The organism is Pseudomonas sp. H11T01 (assembly GCF_048515765.1).
Classification (GTDB): Bacteria; Pseudomonadota; Gammaproteobacteria; order Pseudomonadales; family Pseudomonadaceae; genus Aquipseudomonas.
Map to the genome: position 1 here is coordinate 83,472 of NZ_JBLYED010000022.1, position 16,064 is coordinate 99,535.

The 16,064-nt window shown below is 57.0% G+C and carries 15 protein-coding genes; 6 read left to right on the forward strand and 9 right to left on the reverse strand.

Translation table 11 applies throughout. From position 1 onward, the window contains the following. Positions 1–186: 186 nt before the first annotated feature. The 5 genes from ACN1C3_RS25235 to ACN1C3_RS25255 form a co-directional block, all read right to left on the reverse strand. Positions 187–1,101 carry a glutamate/aspartate ABC transporter substrate-binding protein gene (locus ACN1C3_RS25235; RefSeq protein WP_419118461.1) on the reverse strand — a complete coding sequence of 305 codons (915 nt, stop codon included), beginning with the start codon at positions 1,099–1,101 and terminating at the stop codon, positions 187–189. Positions 1,102–1,459: 358 nt separating this feature from the next. Next, positions 1,460–2,998 carry a glycerol-3-phosphate dehydrogenase gene (glpD, locus tag ACN1C3_RS25240; protein WP_419118462.1) on the reverse strand — a complete coding sequence of 513 codons (1,539 nt, stop codon included), beginning with the start codon at positions 2,996–2,998 and terminating at the stop codon, positions 1,460–1,462. A gap of 335 nt (positions 2,999–3,333) precedes the next feature. Continuing rightward, positions 3,334–4,089 carry a DeoR/GlpR family transcriptional regulator gene (locus tag ACN1C3_RS25245; RefSeq protein WP_419118463.1) on the reverse strand — a complete coding sequence of 252 codons (756 nt, stop codon included), beginning with the start codon at positions 4,087–4,089 and terminating at the stop codon, positions 3,334–3,336. A 95-nt stretch (positions 4,090–4,184) separates the two neighbouring features. Then, entirely contained in the window at positions 4,185–5,690 is a 1,506-nt protein-coding gene (gene glpK, locus ACN1C3_RS25250) for a glycerol kinase GlpK (RefSeq protein ID WP_419118464.1), read from the reverse strand. A gap of 77 nt (positions 5,691–5,767) precedes the next feature. Next, positions 5,768–6,619, reverse strand: coding sequence for an MIP/aquaporin family protein (locus tag ACN1C3_RS25255; protein ID WP_419118465.1), 852 nt, complete (start codon positions 6,617–6,619; stop codon positions 5,768–5,770). A 382-nt stretch (positions 6,620–7,001) separates the two neighbouring features. Between ACN1C3_RS25255 and ybaK the strand changes: the two genes are divergently transcribed. Continuing rightward, positions 7,002–7,472 carry a Cys-tRNA(Pro) deacylase gene (ybaK, locus tag ACN1C3_RS25260; RefSeq protein WP_419118466.1) on the forward strand — a complete coding sequence of 157 codons (471 nt, stop codon included), beginning with the start codon at positions 7,002–7,004 and terminating at the stop codon, positions 7,470–7,472. A 106-nt stretch (positions 7,473–7,578) separates the two neighbouring features. Next, on the forward strand, positions 7,579–8,361 hold the full coding sequence (locus ACN1C3_RS25265) for a PhzF family phenazine biosynthesis protein (protein ID WP_419118467.1): 783 nt from the start codon (positions 7,579–7,581) through the stop codon (positions 8,359–8,361). 193 nt (positions 8,362–8,554) lie between these two features. Here ACN1C3_RS25265 and ACN1C3_RS25270 read toward each other — a convergent pair whose 3' ends face one another. Together ACN1C3_RS25270 and argF are read right to left on the reverse strand one after the other, a co-directional pair. Next, positions 8,555–9,625 carry an ABC transporter ATP-binding protein gene (locus ACN1C3_RS25270; protein WP_419118468.1) on the reverse strand — a complete coding sequence of 357 codons (1,071 nt, stop codon included), beginning with the start codon at positions 9,623–9,625 and terminating at the stop codon, positions 8,555–8,557. Then, positions 9,622–10,542: an ornithine carbamoyltransferase gene (gene argF, locus ACN1C3_RS25275; RefSeq protein WP_419118469.1), complete on the reverse strand. Its 921-nt coding sequence runs from the start codon at positions 10,540–10,542 to the stop codon at positions 9,622–9,624. Before argF ends, ACN1C3_RS25270 begins: the two co-directional genes overlap by 4 nt. A 418-nt stretch (positions 10,543–10,960) precedes the next feature. On the opposite strand from argF, the gene ACN1C3_RS25280 reads away from it, so the two are divergent. The 3 genes from ACN1C3_RS25280 to grxD all read left to right on the forward strand — a co-directional run bounded on the left by ACN1C3_RS25280 (position 10,961) and on the right by grxD (position 13,964). Then, positions 10,961–11,251, forward strand: a complete 291-nt coding sequence (locus ACN1C3_RS25280) for a hypothetical protein (RefSeq protein WP_419118470.1) — start codon at positions 10,961–10,963, stop codon at positions 11,249–11,251. 139 nt (positions 11,252–11,390) lie between these two features. Further along, on the forward strand, positions 11,391–13,499 hold the full coding sequence (locus tag ACN1C3_RS25285; protein WP_419118471.1) for a molybdopterin oxidoreductase family protein: 2,109 nt from the start codon (positions 11,391–11,393) through the stop codon (positions 13,497–13,499). A 123-nt stretch (positions 13,500–13,622) separates the two neighbouring features. Beyond that, positions 13,623–13,964: a Grx4 family monothiol glutaredoxin gene (gene grxD, locus ACN1C3_RS25290; protein ID WP_150643657.1), complete on the forward strand. Its 342-nt coding sequence runs from the start codon at positions 13,623–13,625 to the stop codon at positions 13,962–13,964. 133 nt (positions 13,965–14,097) lie between these two features. Here the strand turns inward: grxD and bfr are convergent, their stop codons facing one another. Beyond that, complete coding sequence (gene bfr, locus ACN1C3_RS25295) at positions 14,098–14,568, reverse strand: bacterioferritin (protein WP_419118472.1); 471 nt, start codon at positions 14,566–14,568, stop codon at positions 14,098–14,100. 199 nt (positions 14,569–14,767) lie between these two features. Continuing rightward, on the reverse strand, positions 14,768–14,986 hold the full coding sequence (locus ACN1C3_RS25300; protein ID WP_419118473.1) for a bacterioferritin-associated ferredoxin: 219 nt from the start codon (positions 14,984–14,986) through the stop codon (positions 14,768–14,770). Positions 14,987–15,301: 315 nt separating this feature from the next. Between ACN1C3_RS25300 and ACN1C3_RS25305 the strand changes: the two genes are divergently transcribed. Further along, a complete protein-coding gene (locus ACN1C3_RS25305; RefSeq protein ID WP_419118474.1) occupies positions 15,302–15,904 on the forward strand; it encodes a peroxiredoxin in 603 nt (200 codons plus the stop codon). Positions 15,905–16,064 lie beyond the last annotated feature (160 nt).

The following is a 16,064-nucleotide window of genomic DNA, read 5'->3' on the forward strand; positions in this document are numbered from 1 at the left end:
TCTCCCCTCTGATCGATCGATGTACAAGCACCTGCTTGGAGGAAATCCGTTCCCACCTGACGTTGACGTCAGGCACACGCGATCGGCTCGACAACCACCGGTTCGAGTGTTTCCAAAAATGCCAGCAGGTAGTGACAGACTCCTGAAAGAGCTTTTGCCCTTTCAGGATGTAAGGTTAGTCAGAAATCAGGATTTCTTTTCGTCAGCCGCTTTGTCGGTCGGATTGGCGATCAATGCCTTGAGCTCTTCGCTCATCGGGAACATCAGGTTCAGGCCTTTTGGCGGGATTGGCTGCATGAACCATTTTTCGTAGATCTTGTTGATTTCGCCGGATTTGTAAGTCGCGATGATGGCGTCGTTGACCGCTTTCTTGAACGGCTCGTCGCCCTTGCGGACCATGCAGCCGTAGATTTCAAACGACTGTGGAGTACCGGTCACGGCCCAGTCAGTCGGCTTCTTGGCCTTGGCCATTTCACCGGCGAGTAGCGCGTCGTCCATCATAAAGGCAACGGCACGGCCACTTTCCAGCATCTGGAAGGACTCACCGTGGTCTTTGGCGGAGATGACGTTCATGCCCATCTGCTTGTCGGCGTTCATCGACTTCAGGATGCGCTCGGACGTGGTGCCGGCGGTGGTGACGACGTTCTTGCCTTTGAGGTCAGCGAAGTCTTTGTACACGGAGTCTTTTTTGGTCAGCAGCTTGGTGCCGATTTCGAAGATGCCGACGGAGAAGTCAACTTGCTGCTGACGCTCGACGTTGTTGGTGGTGGAGCCGCATTCCACGTCCACGGTGCCGTTCTGCACCAGCGGGATACGGGTTTGCGAGGTGACCAGGTTGTACTTGACGTTGAGGTTCGGCATGTCCAGGTCTTTTTTGATGGCTTCGACGATTTTCAGTTGAATATCGTGGGAGTAGCCGACCGGTTTGCCGGAAGCGTCTGCGATGTAGGAAAACGGAATGGAAGCGTCGCGATGTCCGAGGGTGATGGTGCCGGACTCTTTGATTTTCTTCAGGGTGCCGGTGAGTTCGGCTGCGAAAACTGGAGTGCTAATCAGAGCAACAGCGATTGCTGCGCCCAGAAGATGGGGAACGATACGCATCAAATTTTCCTCGACATTGTTTTTTTTATGGAGCCAGGTCATCGGCCTTTCTGTACTGCAAATACCTTGAGGGCTTCTGAAGTGTTGGCACATCAGGCATTCGTCCAAGAGTGTAGAGCATGACTCGTGCCAGGCCAGGTTGGTCAGATCAAGTAATTGATTTAAAAGGGTATTAAATATTTATGGCGACAATTTCGCGGGTGGAATATCCGGTAAACCGAATCAGGCTGTAAGGCACGTTCGGAAAACCGAATGATTGATTGGCATTCCTCGTCCTCTGTGGGGGCCAGGCTTTTGCACAAACGAAAACGCCCCTGAGTTTTTCGGCTCAGGGGCGTTTCTATGACCGGATTCCCGATCAGGCCGCTTCGATCTTGCTGCGGTTCTTTACGACTTTGTCCAGATACTGCTGCAATTTTTCCTGCTCTGCCGGGGTGGTGAACAGTCCCAGTTTGCTGCGGCGCCACAGAATATCGTGCGCGCTCACGGCCCATTCTTCACTGCACAGATAATCGACTTCGCGAGTGTAGAGGCCGCCACCGATGTGCTCGCCCATGTCGCTAAGGTTCTGCACGCCTTCCATCAAGCGCCAGACGCGGCTGCCATAGGTGGTGGCCCAGCGGCGAGCGATTTCGCTCGACACCCAGTCGAATTTATCGCGGATCTTTGAGCTCAACGCCTGTGGGGTGGTCATGTCTTCGCCGCCTGGCAGTGTCGACTGGGCGGTCCAGCTTGGCTTGATGTCTTTGAAGTACGGCGCCAGTTGAGCCAACGCCGATTCGGCCAGTTTGCGATAAGTCGTCAGCTTGCCACCGAACACCGACAGCAGCGGCGCTTCTTCGGCGTTGCCAGACAACGCCAGGGTGTAATCGCGTGTTACGGCCGATGGGTTGTCGGATTCGTCGTTGCACAGCGGACGAACACCGGAATAGCTGTGCAGGATGTCATCGCGGGTCAGTTGCTTCTTGAAGTGCGCGTTGACCACGTTAAGCAGGTAATCGGTTTCGCCCTCGGTAATCGTTACGTTGGCCGGGTCGCCAGTGTATTCGCGGTCGGTGGTACCGATCAGGGTGAAGTGGTTCAGGTACGGAATAGCGAACACGATGCGCTGGTCTTCGTTCTGCAGAATGAAGGCATTCGGCGCGTCGTAGAGTTTCGGCACGATCAGGTGGCTGCCCTGGATCAGGCGGATGCCATATGGCGATTCCATCTTCAGGTCATCGCGAATGAACTTGGCGACCCACGGGCCGGCGGCGTTCACCAGCGCCTTGGCGCGGATCGAGAACAGGCTGCCATCGGTGCGTTCCAGGTGCAGGTGCCACATCCCTTTGTTGCGACGGGCGCTGACACAACGAGTCTGGGTGTGAACGTGGGCGCCTTTTTCGCGGGCGGCCATGGCGTTCAGGACGACCAGGCGGGCGTCATCGACCCAGCAATCGGAATATTCGAAGCCTTTGCTGATTTCCGCTTTGAGCGGGCTGTCGGCACCGAACTTCAGGCTTTTGGAACCGGCGAGCTTTTCCCGCTTGCCCAAGTGGTCATAAAGGAATAGGCCGGCACGAATCATCCAGGCTGGACGCAGGTGAGGGCGGTGTGGCAGCACGAAGCGCATCGGTTTGACGATGTGTGGCGCTTTGGCCAGCAGCACTTCGCGCTCGGCCAGAGCTTCGCGCACCAGACGGAATTCATAATGTTCGAGGTAACGCAGACCGCCGTGGATCAGCTTGCTGCTGGCGGATGAGGTGTGGCTGGCCAGGTCGTCTTTTTCGCAAAGGAACACCGACAGACCGCGACCGGCGGCATCAGCTGCAATCCCTACACCGTTAATCCCACCGCCGATGACGGCGATATCGTAAACCTCGGCAAGAGGGGACGTAGGCAAGGTAGAAGTGGGCATCGGCTGGCCTCGGGAGTCTCTTTATATTGGAATTCGAACATTTATGTTCAATTTCGAAAATAGTAGCGCATAAACACGGGCACAGCCAGTCAACTTCGATTGAAAATACTGATCGAACGGGGGCTAAAGGAAAATTTTCGAACATTTTACAAAGGGAAGGGGCGGGAGCGGTCTATGTGGCGAGGGAGCTTGCTCCCGCTGGGGTGCGCAGCAGCCCTAAAAACTGCATACGCGAGTTTTCAGATATAACGCATTTATCGGTTTTGCGACCGCTGCGCGGCCGAGCGGGAGCAAGCTCCCTCGCCACAGGGGAGCGTGCCCAGCTTAATAGAGGCTTAAACCACTTCCAGCCGAATCTTGTGCTGACTCAGCAGTTGCGCCAGCGCTGGCACTGGCGGCTGATCGGTGACCAGACAATCGATCAGGCTGATCGGTCCCAGTCGGACCATGGCGTTGCGACCAAATTTACTGGAGTCGGCTGCCAGTATGACTTGTCGGGCATTGGCGATGATCGCCTGGGAAACCCGCACTTCCTGATAGTCGAAATCCAGCAGGCTGCCATCTTCATCGATGCCGCTGATGCCGACCAGGGCGAAGTCGACTTTGAACTGGTTGATGAAGTCAACGCTGGCCTGGCCGACGACACCGCCGTCGCGGCGCACATTGCCGCCGGCCAGCAGGACTTCGAAGTCATCCTTGGCGCTGAGGATCGAGGCGACATGCAGGTTGTTAGTGATCACCTTGAGCTGGGTGTGATTGAGCAGCGCTCGGGCGATGGATTCGGTAGTGGTACCGATGTTAATGAACAGCGAGGCATGATCGGGGACTTGAGCGGCGATGGCTTCGGCGATGCGTTGTTTCTCATCGCGCATTTGATCGGCCCGCATGGCGTAGGCGGTGTTTTCTACGCTCGAATCGTAAGCTGCGCCGCCGTGATAGCGGCGCAACAGGTTCAGTTCCGCCAATTGATTGATATCGCGGCGAATGGTTTGTGGTGTAACGACGAACAGCTGAGCCATTTCTTCGATGCTGACGTAGCCGCGTTCGCGGACCAGTTCGAGGATTTGCTGCTGACGGGGAGGCAGATTCATGGGGCTTCCTTTGGGCTGCCGTGCAAAATTTGCCCATGATGCCGCAGGAATCTACTCCCGGCCAGTTACATACAGATACGACTCTGTCGTGTGGCTTATTTAACCTCTTCGTGCGGTTCCCAGTCACGGGTGCGACTCACGGCTTTTTGCCAGCCAGCGTAGAGTTTTTCCTTCTCTGCTTCGGCCAGTTGCGGTTTGAACTCGCGCTCGATCACAGCCTTGCCGCGCAGCTCATCCAGGCTGCCCCAGAAACCGCAGGCCAGGCCCGCCAGATAGGCAGCGCCGAGGGCGGTGGTTTCGCGCATTTTCGGGCGTTCGACATGCGTGCCGAGAATGTCCGCCTGGAACTGCATCAGGAAGTTGTTCGCCACCGCACCGCCATCCACGCGCAGGGCTTTGAGGCGTTCGCCCGAATCCTGTTGCATGGCGTCGAGCACGTCGCGGGTCTGGTAGGCAATCGACTCCAGGGCTGCGCGAATAATGTGATCCACGCGTACACCACGGGTCAGGCCGAACAGCGCGCCACGGGCATACGGGTCCCAGTACGGTGCACCCAGTCCGGTGAACGCCGGGACCAAGTACACGCCGTTGCTGTCCTTGACCTTGTTGGCGAAGTATTCGGTGTCGTGAGCGTCGTTGATGATTTTCAACTCGTCACGCAGCCATTGCACGGTGGAGCCACCGTTGAATACCGCGCCTTCCAGCGCATAAGCGACTTCGCCGCGTGGGCCGCAAGCGATGGTGGTGAGCATGCCGTGTTTGGATTTCACCGCTTTGTCACCGGTGTTCATCAGCAGGAAGCAACCGGTGCCGTAGGTGTTTTTCGCCTGGCCGGGTTCGACGCACATCTGGCCGAACAGCGCCGCCTGTTGGTCGCCGGCAATACCGCCGATGGCGATGCCGCTCTTGGTGTGGCCGTAGATTTCTGACGACGACTTGACCTCCGGGAGCATCTCGCGCGGGATGTCCAGCACCTCAAGCATCTTCGCATCCCACTCCAGGGTGTGGATGTTGAAGAGCATGGTCCGCGAGGCGTTGGTGTAGTCGGTAACGTGGGTCTTGCCACCGGTAAATTTCCAGATCAGCCAGCTGTCAATGGTGCCGAACAGCAGTTCGCCGTTGCGGGCGCGTTCGCGGCTGCCTTCGACGTTGTCGAGAATCCATTTCAGCTTGGTGCCGGAGAAGTACGGGTCGGTGACCAGACCGGTGGTTTCGCTGATGTACTGCTCATAACCGTCGCGCTTGAGTTGCTGGCAGATCTCGGTGCTGCGACGGCACTGCCAGACGATCGCGTTGTAGATCGGGCGGCCGGTGGTCTTGTCCCAGACCACGGTGGTTTCGCGCTGGTTGGTGATGCCAATGGCCGCGACCTGATCGTGATGCAGGCCGGCTTGAGCCAGGGCCTCGACCATTACCGCGCTTTGGGTGGCGAAGATTTCCATCGGGTCGTGTTCCACCCAACCGGCTTGCGGGTAGTGCTGGGCGAATTCGCGCTGAGCGGTACAGACCACGTTGGCGTCGCGGTCGAAAATAATCGCCCGGGAGCTGGTTGTACCCTGATCGAGGGCAATGATGTAGTTCTTATTCTGAGTGTCGGTCATGTCGATTGCCTTGGACGAAATAAGGGAGTGGGGTGAGGCGCGAGATCAGGGTTGGGCAGGATTGCGCGCCGCCGTTTTCAAGAAATTCTTACTTTGCCGTCAATGGCGTGTTCTGCATCCTTTGTAGCAGGTATGGCGATGGGCAGATGACGAGCAATCAGCCCGCGGTAGGCGGCAGCGCCGAGGCAGGCACCCATGATTGGTGCAAATATCGGAATCAGGAAGTACGGAATATCACGTCCACCGGTGAAGGATATTTCACCCCAGCCGGCGACGAAGGTCATCAGTTTAGGACCGAAGTCCCGTGCCGGGTTCATCGCAAAACCGGTCAGCGGGCCCATCGAGCTACCAATGACGGCAATCAACAGGCCGATCAGCAGCGGCGCCAGTGGACCCTTCGGCAGACCATTGTTGTCGTCGGTGAGGGACATGATCACGCCCATCAGGATGGCGGTGATGATCACCTCCACCAGAAACGCCTGGCCCGTCGACAGGGTTGGGTTCGGGAACGTGGAGAACACCGAGGCCAGTTCGAGGCTGGCTTGTGTGCCGCGAACCATCTGGTGAGTTTGTTCGTAATCGAAGAACAGGTTGCTGTAAAGCGTGTAAACCAACAACGCTGAGCAAAAGGCTCCGGCGACCTGAGCGAAGATATAGAACGGCAGTTTGCGTTTTTCAAAGTCGGCAAAAATGCACAGTGCAATACTGACTGCCGGGTTGAGGTGCGCGCCGGAAATGCCCGCGGTCAGGTAGATCGCCATGCTCACGCCGATCCCCCAGATGATACTGATCTCCCATAAGCCAAAGCTGGCACCCGCGACTTTGAGCGCGGCAACGCAGCCGGTACCAAAGAAAATCAATAAAGCAGTACCCAGGAATTCGGCCATGCATTGGCTCGAGAGCGAAGGTTGTTGTAGAGCAGTCGTCATTGAAAACCTCGTTTATTGTTGTTGTCTGGCGCTTTTCGAAAGGGTCAGAGCGCGATTTTCACCAAGGCAAGAATCCCGATCTTTGTCTCGGCTTGCGGCCGGGTACGACTTTGGAGTTGTTGGATCCATATTCAGATTCGAAAAAATATAGACAAGAAACACTGATGTCAAAGGTCGAAAGTGAACCGTCAGTCATTTTTAAACTATTAGCCGTCAGAATGATCGCGTGGCGGGCGTGCGAAAACGCTGCCAATGAGTAGGATGATGACCAATGGATTCAACAGTGAGCTGGCGTAACGGCCGTGCAATAGAGCCTTTTATCGACTGATGGCCTAGAATCTTCCATCAGCGTTTTTCTCCATTGGCCAAGCCCGGAGCCGCCATGACACCTGCATTGGATTTGTTGAAAAAAGTTCGAGCCGAACATCGGGTGCACAGTTACGAACATGACCCGAAGGCTGCTTCTTATGGTCTGGAGGCCGCGGAAAAGCTTGGGCTCGATCCGGCTCAGGTGTTCAAGACGCTGTTGGCCTCCAGTGAAAAGGGCGAATTATTGGTGGCGGTGGTGCCGGTCGTCGGAAGTCTGGATCTGAAGGCACTGGCCCATGCTGCGGGAGTGAAGAAAGTCGAGATGGCTGACCCGGCCGCTGCACAACGGGCGACCGGTTACCTGCTGGGTGGGATCAGCCCCTTGGGGCAGAAGAAGCGTTTGCGAACCTTCGTCGATAACAGCGCTCAGCCCTTCGTCAGTATTTTTGTCAGCGCGGGGCGCCGGGGCCTTGAGGTCGAGCTGTCAGCTGCTGTACTGGCCGAGCATACTCAGGCGAAGTTCGCCGATATTGGTCGGGCTTGATGGTTTGAATCGTCGCTGTATGGCGAAAATTACCCTTCTCTGTGACTAGCCCCGGAGTACGTCCGGGGGCATGCTCGCTGTCGCATATTCAAGGAGAGGTATGGTCATGCAACTTGAGTTTTATCAGGTCGACGCGTTCAGCGATCGGCCATTCAGTGGCAACCCGGCAATGGTCTATCGGCTCGATGCATGGCTCGCCGATGAGCTGATGCAGAAGATTGCCGCCGAGCACAATCTGGCAGAAACCGCTTTTGTGGTACGCGAAGGTCAGGGTTGGCATATCCGCTGGTTCACACCCACCACTGAGGTGCCGCTGTGTGGTCATGCCACCCTGGCCAGCGCCTATGTCTTGTTTGAGATGTATAAGGAACCAGTCGAGCGACTGGACTTCATTAGCAAGTCCGGTCCCTTGAGCGTCAGCCGCGAAGGCGAGCGTCTGTGGCTGGATTTTCCGGCGATTGTGCCCCGCGAGGTCGGGGTGACGCTGGATGTGGAGCGCGCGTTGGGGGTCGAGGCGGTCGACGTATTGGGCAGCAACGAATTGTTTGTGGTGTTGGCGTCCGAGCAGGCAGTGCTTGATTGCAAGCCTGACATGGTTGCATTGGCGAAATTGCCGTGGCCAGGAGCGATCGTTACAGCGCGAGGGACTCGGCATGATTTCGTCTCACGCTATTTCGCCCCGGCGATAGGGATCAACGAAGATCCTGTGACCGGTTCGACCCATTGCAGCCTTATCCCGTACTGGTCGCAACGCTTGGGCAAATCGAGCCTGACGGCGTATCAATGTTCGGCGCGTGGTGGCGAGTTGTTCTGTCGTCTGGAAGGGGATCGAGTAAAGATCGGCGGGAATGCGACGTTAGTGGCGAGTGGGAAGTTGATGCTGGGTTGACGCTATATTGCGTGGACCTTGAAAAGATCGCAGCTTGCGGCAGCTCCTACAGGATTTGTGTACACCCGAAGATCTGCGGGTGTATCTAATCGGCGTAGGAGCTGCCGCAGGTTTGGGCCGCGTTCGGACGATTTTTTAGCGGTGCCGGGAGTGCCAAAGAGCAAGATCAAAAGATCGCAGCCTGCGGCAGCTCCTACGGAATCTGCGCCGCCGTACTGCCGGACGCTTGAAACAACACCAGATGTTCTGCCGCGACACGAATCCCGACGTCCGTACCGACCCGATGATCAGCGTGGCTTGGGAAGATCGATTCCAGCTGGCTGCCGGTCGGCAATTGCAGGCGATACAAGGTCGAAGCACCGAGGAAAGTCTTGCCGGTGATTCGTGCTTTCAGTTCGCTGTCCGGCGCATAGACGATATCGTCGGGACGCAACAGCACGTCGACGGCACCGCCAATCGGCCATGTATAGGCGCGATTGCCTCGCAGTACACCCAGTTCGGTCTGCACTGATTCCGGGCTCAGCAACTGGCCGCGAATGAAATAACCCTGGCCGATAAAGCTCGCGACAAAGGGGGTGAATGGCTCGTGGTAAAGGTTGTACGGCGTGTCCCACTGCTCCAGCCGACCTTCCTTGAACACGCCGACGTGGTCGCTGACCGCGAAGGCTTCTTCCTGATCGTGGGTCACCAGAATCGCGCTGGTGCCACGGGCTTTGAGAATGTCCCGCACCTCATGGCTGAGCTTGCGTCGCAGTTCGCCGTCGAGGTTGGAGAAGGGTTCGTCGAGCAACAGCAGTTGAGGTTCTGGCGCCAGTGCGCGAGCCAGCGCGACACGCTGCTGCTGACCACCGGACAGTTCGTGGGGGAAGCGCTTGCCGAGGTTTTTCAGGTTGACCAGTTCGAGCAGTTCTTCGGTCACGCGATCCTTTTGCGGATGTTTGCGAATTCCGAAGGCGATGTTGTCGGCCACGCTCAAGTGCGGAAACAGCGCGTAGTCCTGGAACACCATGCCGATCCGACGTTTCTCTGGCGCCAGGGTGAAACCGGCGCTTGAGATGACTTCACCGGCCAGTTTGATTTCACCTTCGTGCACTGGCTCGAAACCGGCAATCGCTCGTAGGGTGGTGGTTTTGCCACAACCGGACGAGCCGAGCAGGCAACCGATATCCCCGGCATTGAGGTGCAGGTTGAGGTTCTGCACGACCCGTTGGTCTTGGTAGCCGCAGGCCAGATTACGCAGGTTAAGCAGTAATGGCTGGCTCATGCGTGGTGGTACGCCGGCTCGACCAGAAACTCGAGCAGGGCTTTTTGTGCGTGAAGACGGTTTTCCGCCTGATCCCAAGCGACAGAACGCTGATCGTCGAGCAGGTCGAGACTGATCTCCTCGCCACGGTGAGCGGGTAGACAGTGCATGAACAGCACGTCCGGTGCGGCCATGTCGAGCAGGGCGCGTGTCACCTGGAAGGGGGCGAACAGCGCGAGGCGCTTGGCGGTTTCCTCTTCCTGGCCCATGGAGGTCCAGACGTCAGTGCTGACCAGATGAGCGCCGATCACTGCATCCCGAGGATCGCGGACGATGGTCACGCGATCGCCGGCCTTGGCGACGAACTCAGGGTTCGGCTCGTAACCTTGCGGGCAGGCGATGCGCAGTTGGAAGTCGAACTGAATGGCGGCTTCTATATAGCTGTTGCACATGTTGTTGCCGTCGCCGATCCAGGCAACGGTCTTGCCCTGGATCGAGCCGCGATGTTCGAGGAAGGTTTGCATGTCGGCCAGTAACTGGCACGGATGCAGGTCGTCGGACAGGCCGTTTATCACAGGCACGCGGGAGTTGGCGGCGAATTCGGTCAGGGTGCTGTGGGCAAAAGTGCGGATCATCACTGCATCGAGCATGCGCGACATGACGATGGCGCAATCGCCAATCGGCTCGCCACGGCCCAATTGAGTATCGCGTGGCGAGAGAAAGATCGCTTGGCCACCCAGCTGGATCATGCCGGCTTCGAAGGAGAGGCGGGTACGGGTCGAGGACTTCTCGAAAATCATCCCGAGAACGCGGTTTTTCAATGGCTCGAAGAGTACGCCGCGATTACGCAGGTCCTTCAGCTCGATGCCTCGACGAATCACGCTGACCAGCTCTTCGGGCGTGCAATCCATCAGGGAGAGAAAGTGCCTTGCGCTCATCATTAACTACCTTTTTGCAACAGACCGCAGATACTCAAAGCCTTGTTTAATTGAAAAACGGGCGAGACCTGCGGCGAAAGCCGCGCGGGGCGACGAAATAGGGGAAGGCGCGATCTTGACATTAAATGTCGCGCCTTACCAATAGGGCTACGGTTCTTAGGGGAGTTCAGCGGTGCTACGAGGATGTCGCGGTAGCGCTTTTGAAGCCTGTTTCCTGACTGCAGCCCGCCATTTGTACACTGCCCTCGCGCGGCTTGGCAATCAAACGGGACGGGCAAAGCGCCGTAATGGTCGGTTTCTGACTGGTCAGGCGGGGGTTTTTGCGGGCAGTCTCGGTAAGGCTGTCCCAGCCGAAACATTTCCTGGCACAAGGTGCTAGGCTGTGAAAGTGTCATGGGCGATAGAAGGAGTTTCTGGAATGGAATCAAAAGAGCAGCAATTAATGGAGTTACTGGGACTGATGTCGCGCTCCCTGACCCACCTCACCGCCTCCGTGACCTCGATGTCTTTCGAGTTGCTGCGCAGTGAGGACGAAGTGACCAAGGCCGCGGGTCGGCGCATGATCGACCGCATGGCAACCATCAGTGCCGGGCTCGACGAGCACTGGCGATTGATCGGCGAACTCACCGGGGTCCATGTGGCCCATGAGCAGATCGAAACCATTGAGGAAGTTCAGTTGAAGACCCCGTTCGGGCTTCCGTTGAACTGAAGGGTGGCTGGCCGGTATCGGTTGGCCTGATGCCTCTGGATTCACAAAACGAACGTCTCTGGCGCAGTGGCCGGTCAGACGCCATAGTTTTGTTCTCGCGGCCTGATGCTGGCTGCTCCGAATAAAATAGAGGCTGGCCATGACCAAGACTCTCCATCACCGTGCTTGCCATCTGTGTGAGGCCATCTGCGGCTTGACCATCGAAACCACTGCAGTCGACGGCGCTGCTGTGCAGATCACCTCGATCAAGGGGGATGCGCAGGACAGCTTCAGTCGCGGTCATATCTGCCCCAAGGCGGTAGCGCTGCAGGATATCCAGAACGACCCGGACCGTCTGCACCAACCCATGCTCAGGGTCGGCAACGAATGGCAGCCGATCGAGTGGGATGCAGCGTTTGCGCTGGTGGCCGAGCGGCTCGGGGCGATTCAGGAGCTCCATGGACAGAACGCCGTGGCGGTCTATCAGGGCAACCCCAGCGTGCACAACTATGGGCTGATGACCCACAGCAATTACTTTCTCGGTCTGCTGAAAACCCGCAACCGGTTTTCCGCCACCTCGGTCGACCAGTTGCCCCAGCACCTGAGTAGCTATTTGATGTATGGCCATGGCTTGTTGCTGCCCATTCCGGACATCGATCACACCGATTTCATGCTGATTCTGGGTGGCAATCCGTTGGCCTCCAACGGCAGCATCATGACTGTGCCGGATGTGGAGAAGCGCTTGAAGGCGATCCAGGCGCGGGGTGGCAAGGTTGTGGTGGTCGATCCTCGACGCAGCGAAACGGCGGCCATCGCCGATCAACATCTGTTTGTCCGCCCAGGTGGAGATGCTGCGCTATTGTTCGGGTTGCTCAACACCTTGTTCGATGAAGGCTTGACCCGCGAGAGCCATTTACCGGTGGAGGGTCTGGACGAGGTCCGTCAGGCGATCAGCCGCTTCACCCCCGAGGCGATGAGCCCGCTTTGCGCTGTCCCTGCCGGGCAGATCCGCCAGTTGGCGCGAGACTTCGCAGCAGCGGACAAAGCGGTCTGCTATGGCCGGATGGGTGTCTCCACCCAGTCGTTCGGCACCTTGTGTCACTGGCTGGTGCAGTTAATCAATCTGGTGACCGGCAATCTCGACCGGGTGGGCGGTGCGCTGTGCACGGAGCCTGCGGTGGATCTGGTGGCTTCCACTTCGGGTGGGCATTTCAATCGCTGGCAAAGCCGAGTATCAGGGCGTCCGGAGTACGGCGGCGAGTTGCCGGTATCGGCGCTGGCCGAAGAAATGCTCACCGAAGGCGAAGGTCAGGTGCGCGCACTGATCACGGTGGCCGGAAATCCGGTGCTGTCCACGCCCAATGGTCGGCAACTGGAACAGGCGCTGGACGGTCTGGAGTTCATGCTCAGCATCGACTTGTACATCAATGAAACCACCCGTTATGCCGACCTGATCCTGCCGTCGACGTCGGCACTGGAGAACGACCACTACGACACCACCTTCAATATGTTCGCGGTGCGTAACGTCAGTCGTTTCAATCGGGCGATTCTGGCCAAGCCTGAAGGTGCGTTGCACGACTGGGAAATATTTGTTGGACTGGCACAGGCCTTTGCAGCGAAGACCGGTAAAGAACTGAAGCCGACCATCGCTCCAGCGCAAATGATCGACCGAGGGTTGCGTGCCGGCCTGTATGGCGATGCTTCAATGCATAAGTTGTCTGTCGCGACCTTGTTCGATCATCCTCATGGGATCGATCTGGGGCCACTCAAAGCGAATCTCGGGCCGCGTTTGAAGACCGAGAATCAGCGTGTTCAAGCAGCGCCGGCGGCGATTCTGGCGGACCTGAAGCGTTTTGCTGCGCTGCAAGCGCCATTGGCTGACGAGTTGTTGATGATCGGGCGTCGGCATGTGCGCAGTAACAATTCCTGGATGCACAACTATCACCGCCTGGTGAAAGGCAAGCCGCGTCATCAATTGTTGATGCACCCGGATGACCTGGCCAGCCGCGGCCTCAGTGATGGGCAGCGGGTGCGTGTCAGCTCGAGAGTCGGCGCTATCGAAGTCGAAGTGCTGGCCAGCGTTGAGATGATGCCGGGTGTGGTCAGTCTGCCCCATGGTTGGGGGCATGCACGGCCTGGCGTGCAGATGGGAATTGCTTGCGGCCAGCCGGGTGCGAGCGCCAATGACCTTACTGATGAGCGACAGCTGGATGAGCTTTCGGGCAATGCGGCGTTGAACGGCGTGCCGGTAAAGGTGGCGGCGGCCTGAGTGCTGCGCAAGGAATTTGCGATGATGAGTGTCTGTCGGGGAGGCCGAGCATAGCGCTCGGCTTTCCGTTACAATGCGCCACCGTGCCGACAACTGAGTCGGAAAGTTCAGCCGAGGTGCTCCATGGATATCATCGAAACTATTAAAGAGCAGATTGCCAACAACACCATTCTGCTTTACATGAAAGGCTCGCCGAATGCCCCGCAGTGTGGCTTCTCCGCCAAAGCCGCTCAGGCCGTCATGGGCTGTGGTGAGAAGTTCGCTTACGTGGACATCCTGCAGAACCCGGAAATCCGCGCCAACCTGCCAAAATACGCCAACTGGCCAACTTTCCCACAATTGTGGGTCGGTGGTGAGCTGGTCGGCGGTAGCGACATCATGACTGAAATGGCTGCTGACGGTTCATTGCAGGCCACGATCAAAGCTGCTGTCGAAAAAGCCGCAGCGAACAAGACCGAAGCCTGATCCCACATTGGTTTTAGGTCTTGCCTAAAACCCCGGGCAATAAAAAGCCCCGCCTCTCGAAAGAGGGCGGGGCTTTTTGTTACATCGAGACTTTTGTTGTATCGAGACTTTGTATCGAGAGCAGGGCGCCAGGTTACTCGCCCATCTGCGATTGCAGGTAGTTCTCAAGACCGACTTTATCGATCAGGCCCAATTGGGTTTCCAGCCAGTCGATATGTTCTTCTTCTGACTCGAGAATCTCTTCGAGCAGTTCACGGCTGCCGAAATCACCCGTCACTTCACAATGCGCGATGGCCACCTTAAGGTCGGCATGGCCGGTCTTCTCGATGCGCAGGTCGCACTCAAGCATTTCCTTGGTGTGTTCGCCGATCTGCAGCTTGCCGAGGTCTTGTACGTTCGGCAGGCCTTCGAGGAACAGGATGCGCTTGATCAGCTTATCCGCATGCTTCATTTCGTCGATGGATTCGTGATACTCGTGCTTGCCGAGTTTGTTCAGGCCCCAATCTTCATACATGCGCGCATGCAGGAAGTACTGATTGATCGCGACCAGCTCATTGGCAAGGATCTTGTTGAGATGCTGGATGACTGTAATGTCGCCTTTCATGATGGGAATCCTGCCCTGTATGCACTGTATATAAGGCCGAGTTTGAGCCGCGTAGTTACATGTGTCAAACCTAAGTTATTGAATAATATATAAAAATTAATCGGAATAAGAATGTTTGTGTTCCGCGTCTTGATCCTAAGCGATTGAATTCTAGGCATAAAAAACCGGACACTAAGTCCGGTTCTTTAAAATACATTATTTAAGCGGCGGAAAATTCTACGGGGTAGGGGATCGCTGCCTGGCTGCTTTGCAGTTCGGTCAGGGTTTCGCGTACCACTTGCTTGGCAAGGCACGCGCATTTACCGCATTGGCTGGCAACGCCGGTGGCTTGGCGCACCTCACGGTAGCTGCAGCAACCTTCAAAGATCGCATCGCGGATTTGCCCGTCAGTGACGCCAGTGCAGAGGCAGACATACATAAGTGAGAACCGTCGCTGGTTGTGGCTCAATTGCGATGGATCTTAATGTTAACGAGAATGATTGTCAAAGTGCTTTCTGAAAGCTTTGCCTCAGAGAGGCATGTGACTGACGAACGGTTTTCCCTTCACGCCATCCATGGGGAAATACAGCAGCGGCCTTTTTACCTGCCTCGAAAAAACCGCTAAGGACAGGTCAAAATCGCAGTGTATGATGGTCGGCCCTTGCGAAGCGGGTTCGTGTCACAGGGCTGTCGCCTAAGGGTGGCAGGCTGGTGCGAACCCTGTTCTTCACGTTATTACACCAGGAGATATCCAATGAGCGTACTCGTAGGCAAGCAAGCCCCTGACTTCACCGTACCGGCCGTACTCGGCAATGGCGAGATCGTTGACAGCTTCACCCTGTCCTCGGCCATCAAAGGCAAATACGGCCTGGTGTTCTTCTACCCACTGGACTTCACCTTTGTCTGCCCGTCCGAGCTGATCGCTCTGGACAACCGCATGGCTGACTTCAAGGCTCGCAACGTTGAAGTGATCGCTGTGTCGATCGACTCGCACTTCACCCACAACGCCTGGCGCAACACCCCGGTCAACAATGGCGGCATCGGCCAGGTTCAATACACCATGGCTGCCGACATCAAGCAGGAAATCATGAAAGCCTACGACGTTCAGTCCGCAGACGGCGTGGCTTTCCGTGGCGCATTCCTGATCGACGACAAAGGCGTAGTCCGTTCGCAAATCGTCAACGACCTGCCACTGGGTCGTAACATGGAAGAGCTGATCCGTCTGGTCGACGCACTGCAATTCCATGAAGAGCACGGCGAAGTTTGCCCTGCCAACTGGAAAAAAGGCGACAAAGGTATGACTGCTTCGCCAGAAGGCGTTGCTGCTTACCTGACCGAGAACGCCGGCAAGCTGTAAGCTGCGCGTCAGGCATAAAAAACCCGGCTGAGAGCAGACTGTGTGAAAACACAGCCGGCCAAGGCCAAAAAACAAATGCCCCGACTTGTCGGGGCATTTGTTTTTCTGAGGTGCTCAGGAAAAAAGGGCCTTTCAGCCCATCAATGCCATCAATTGACGC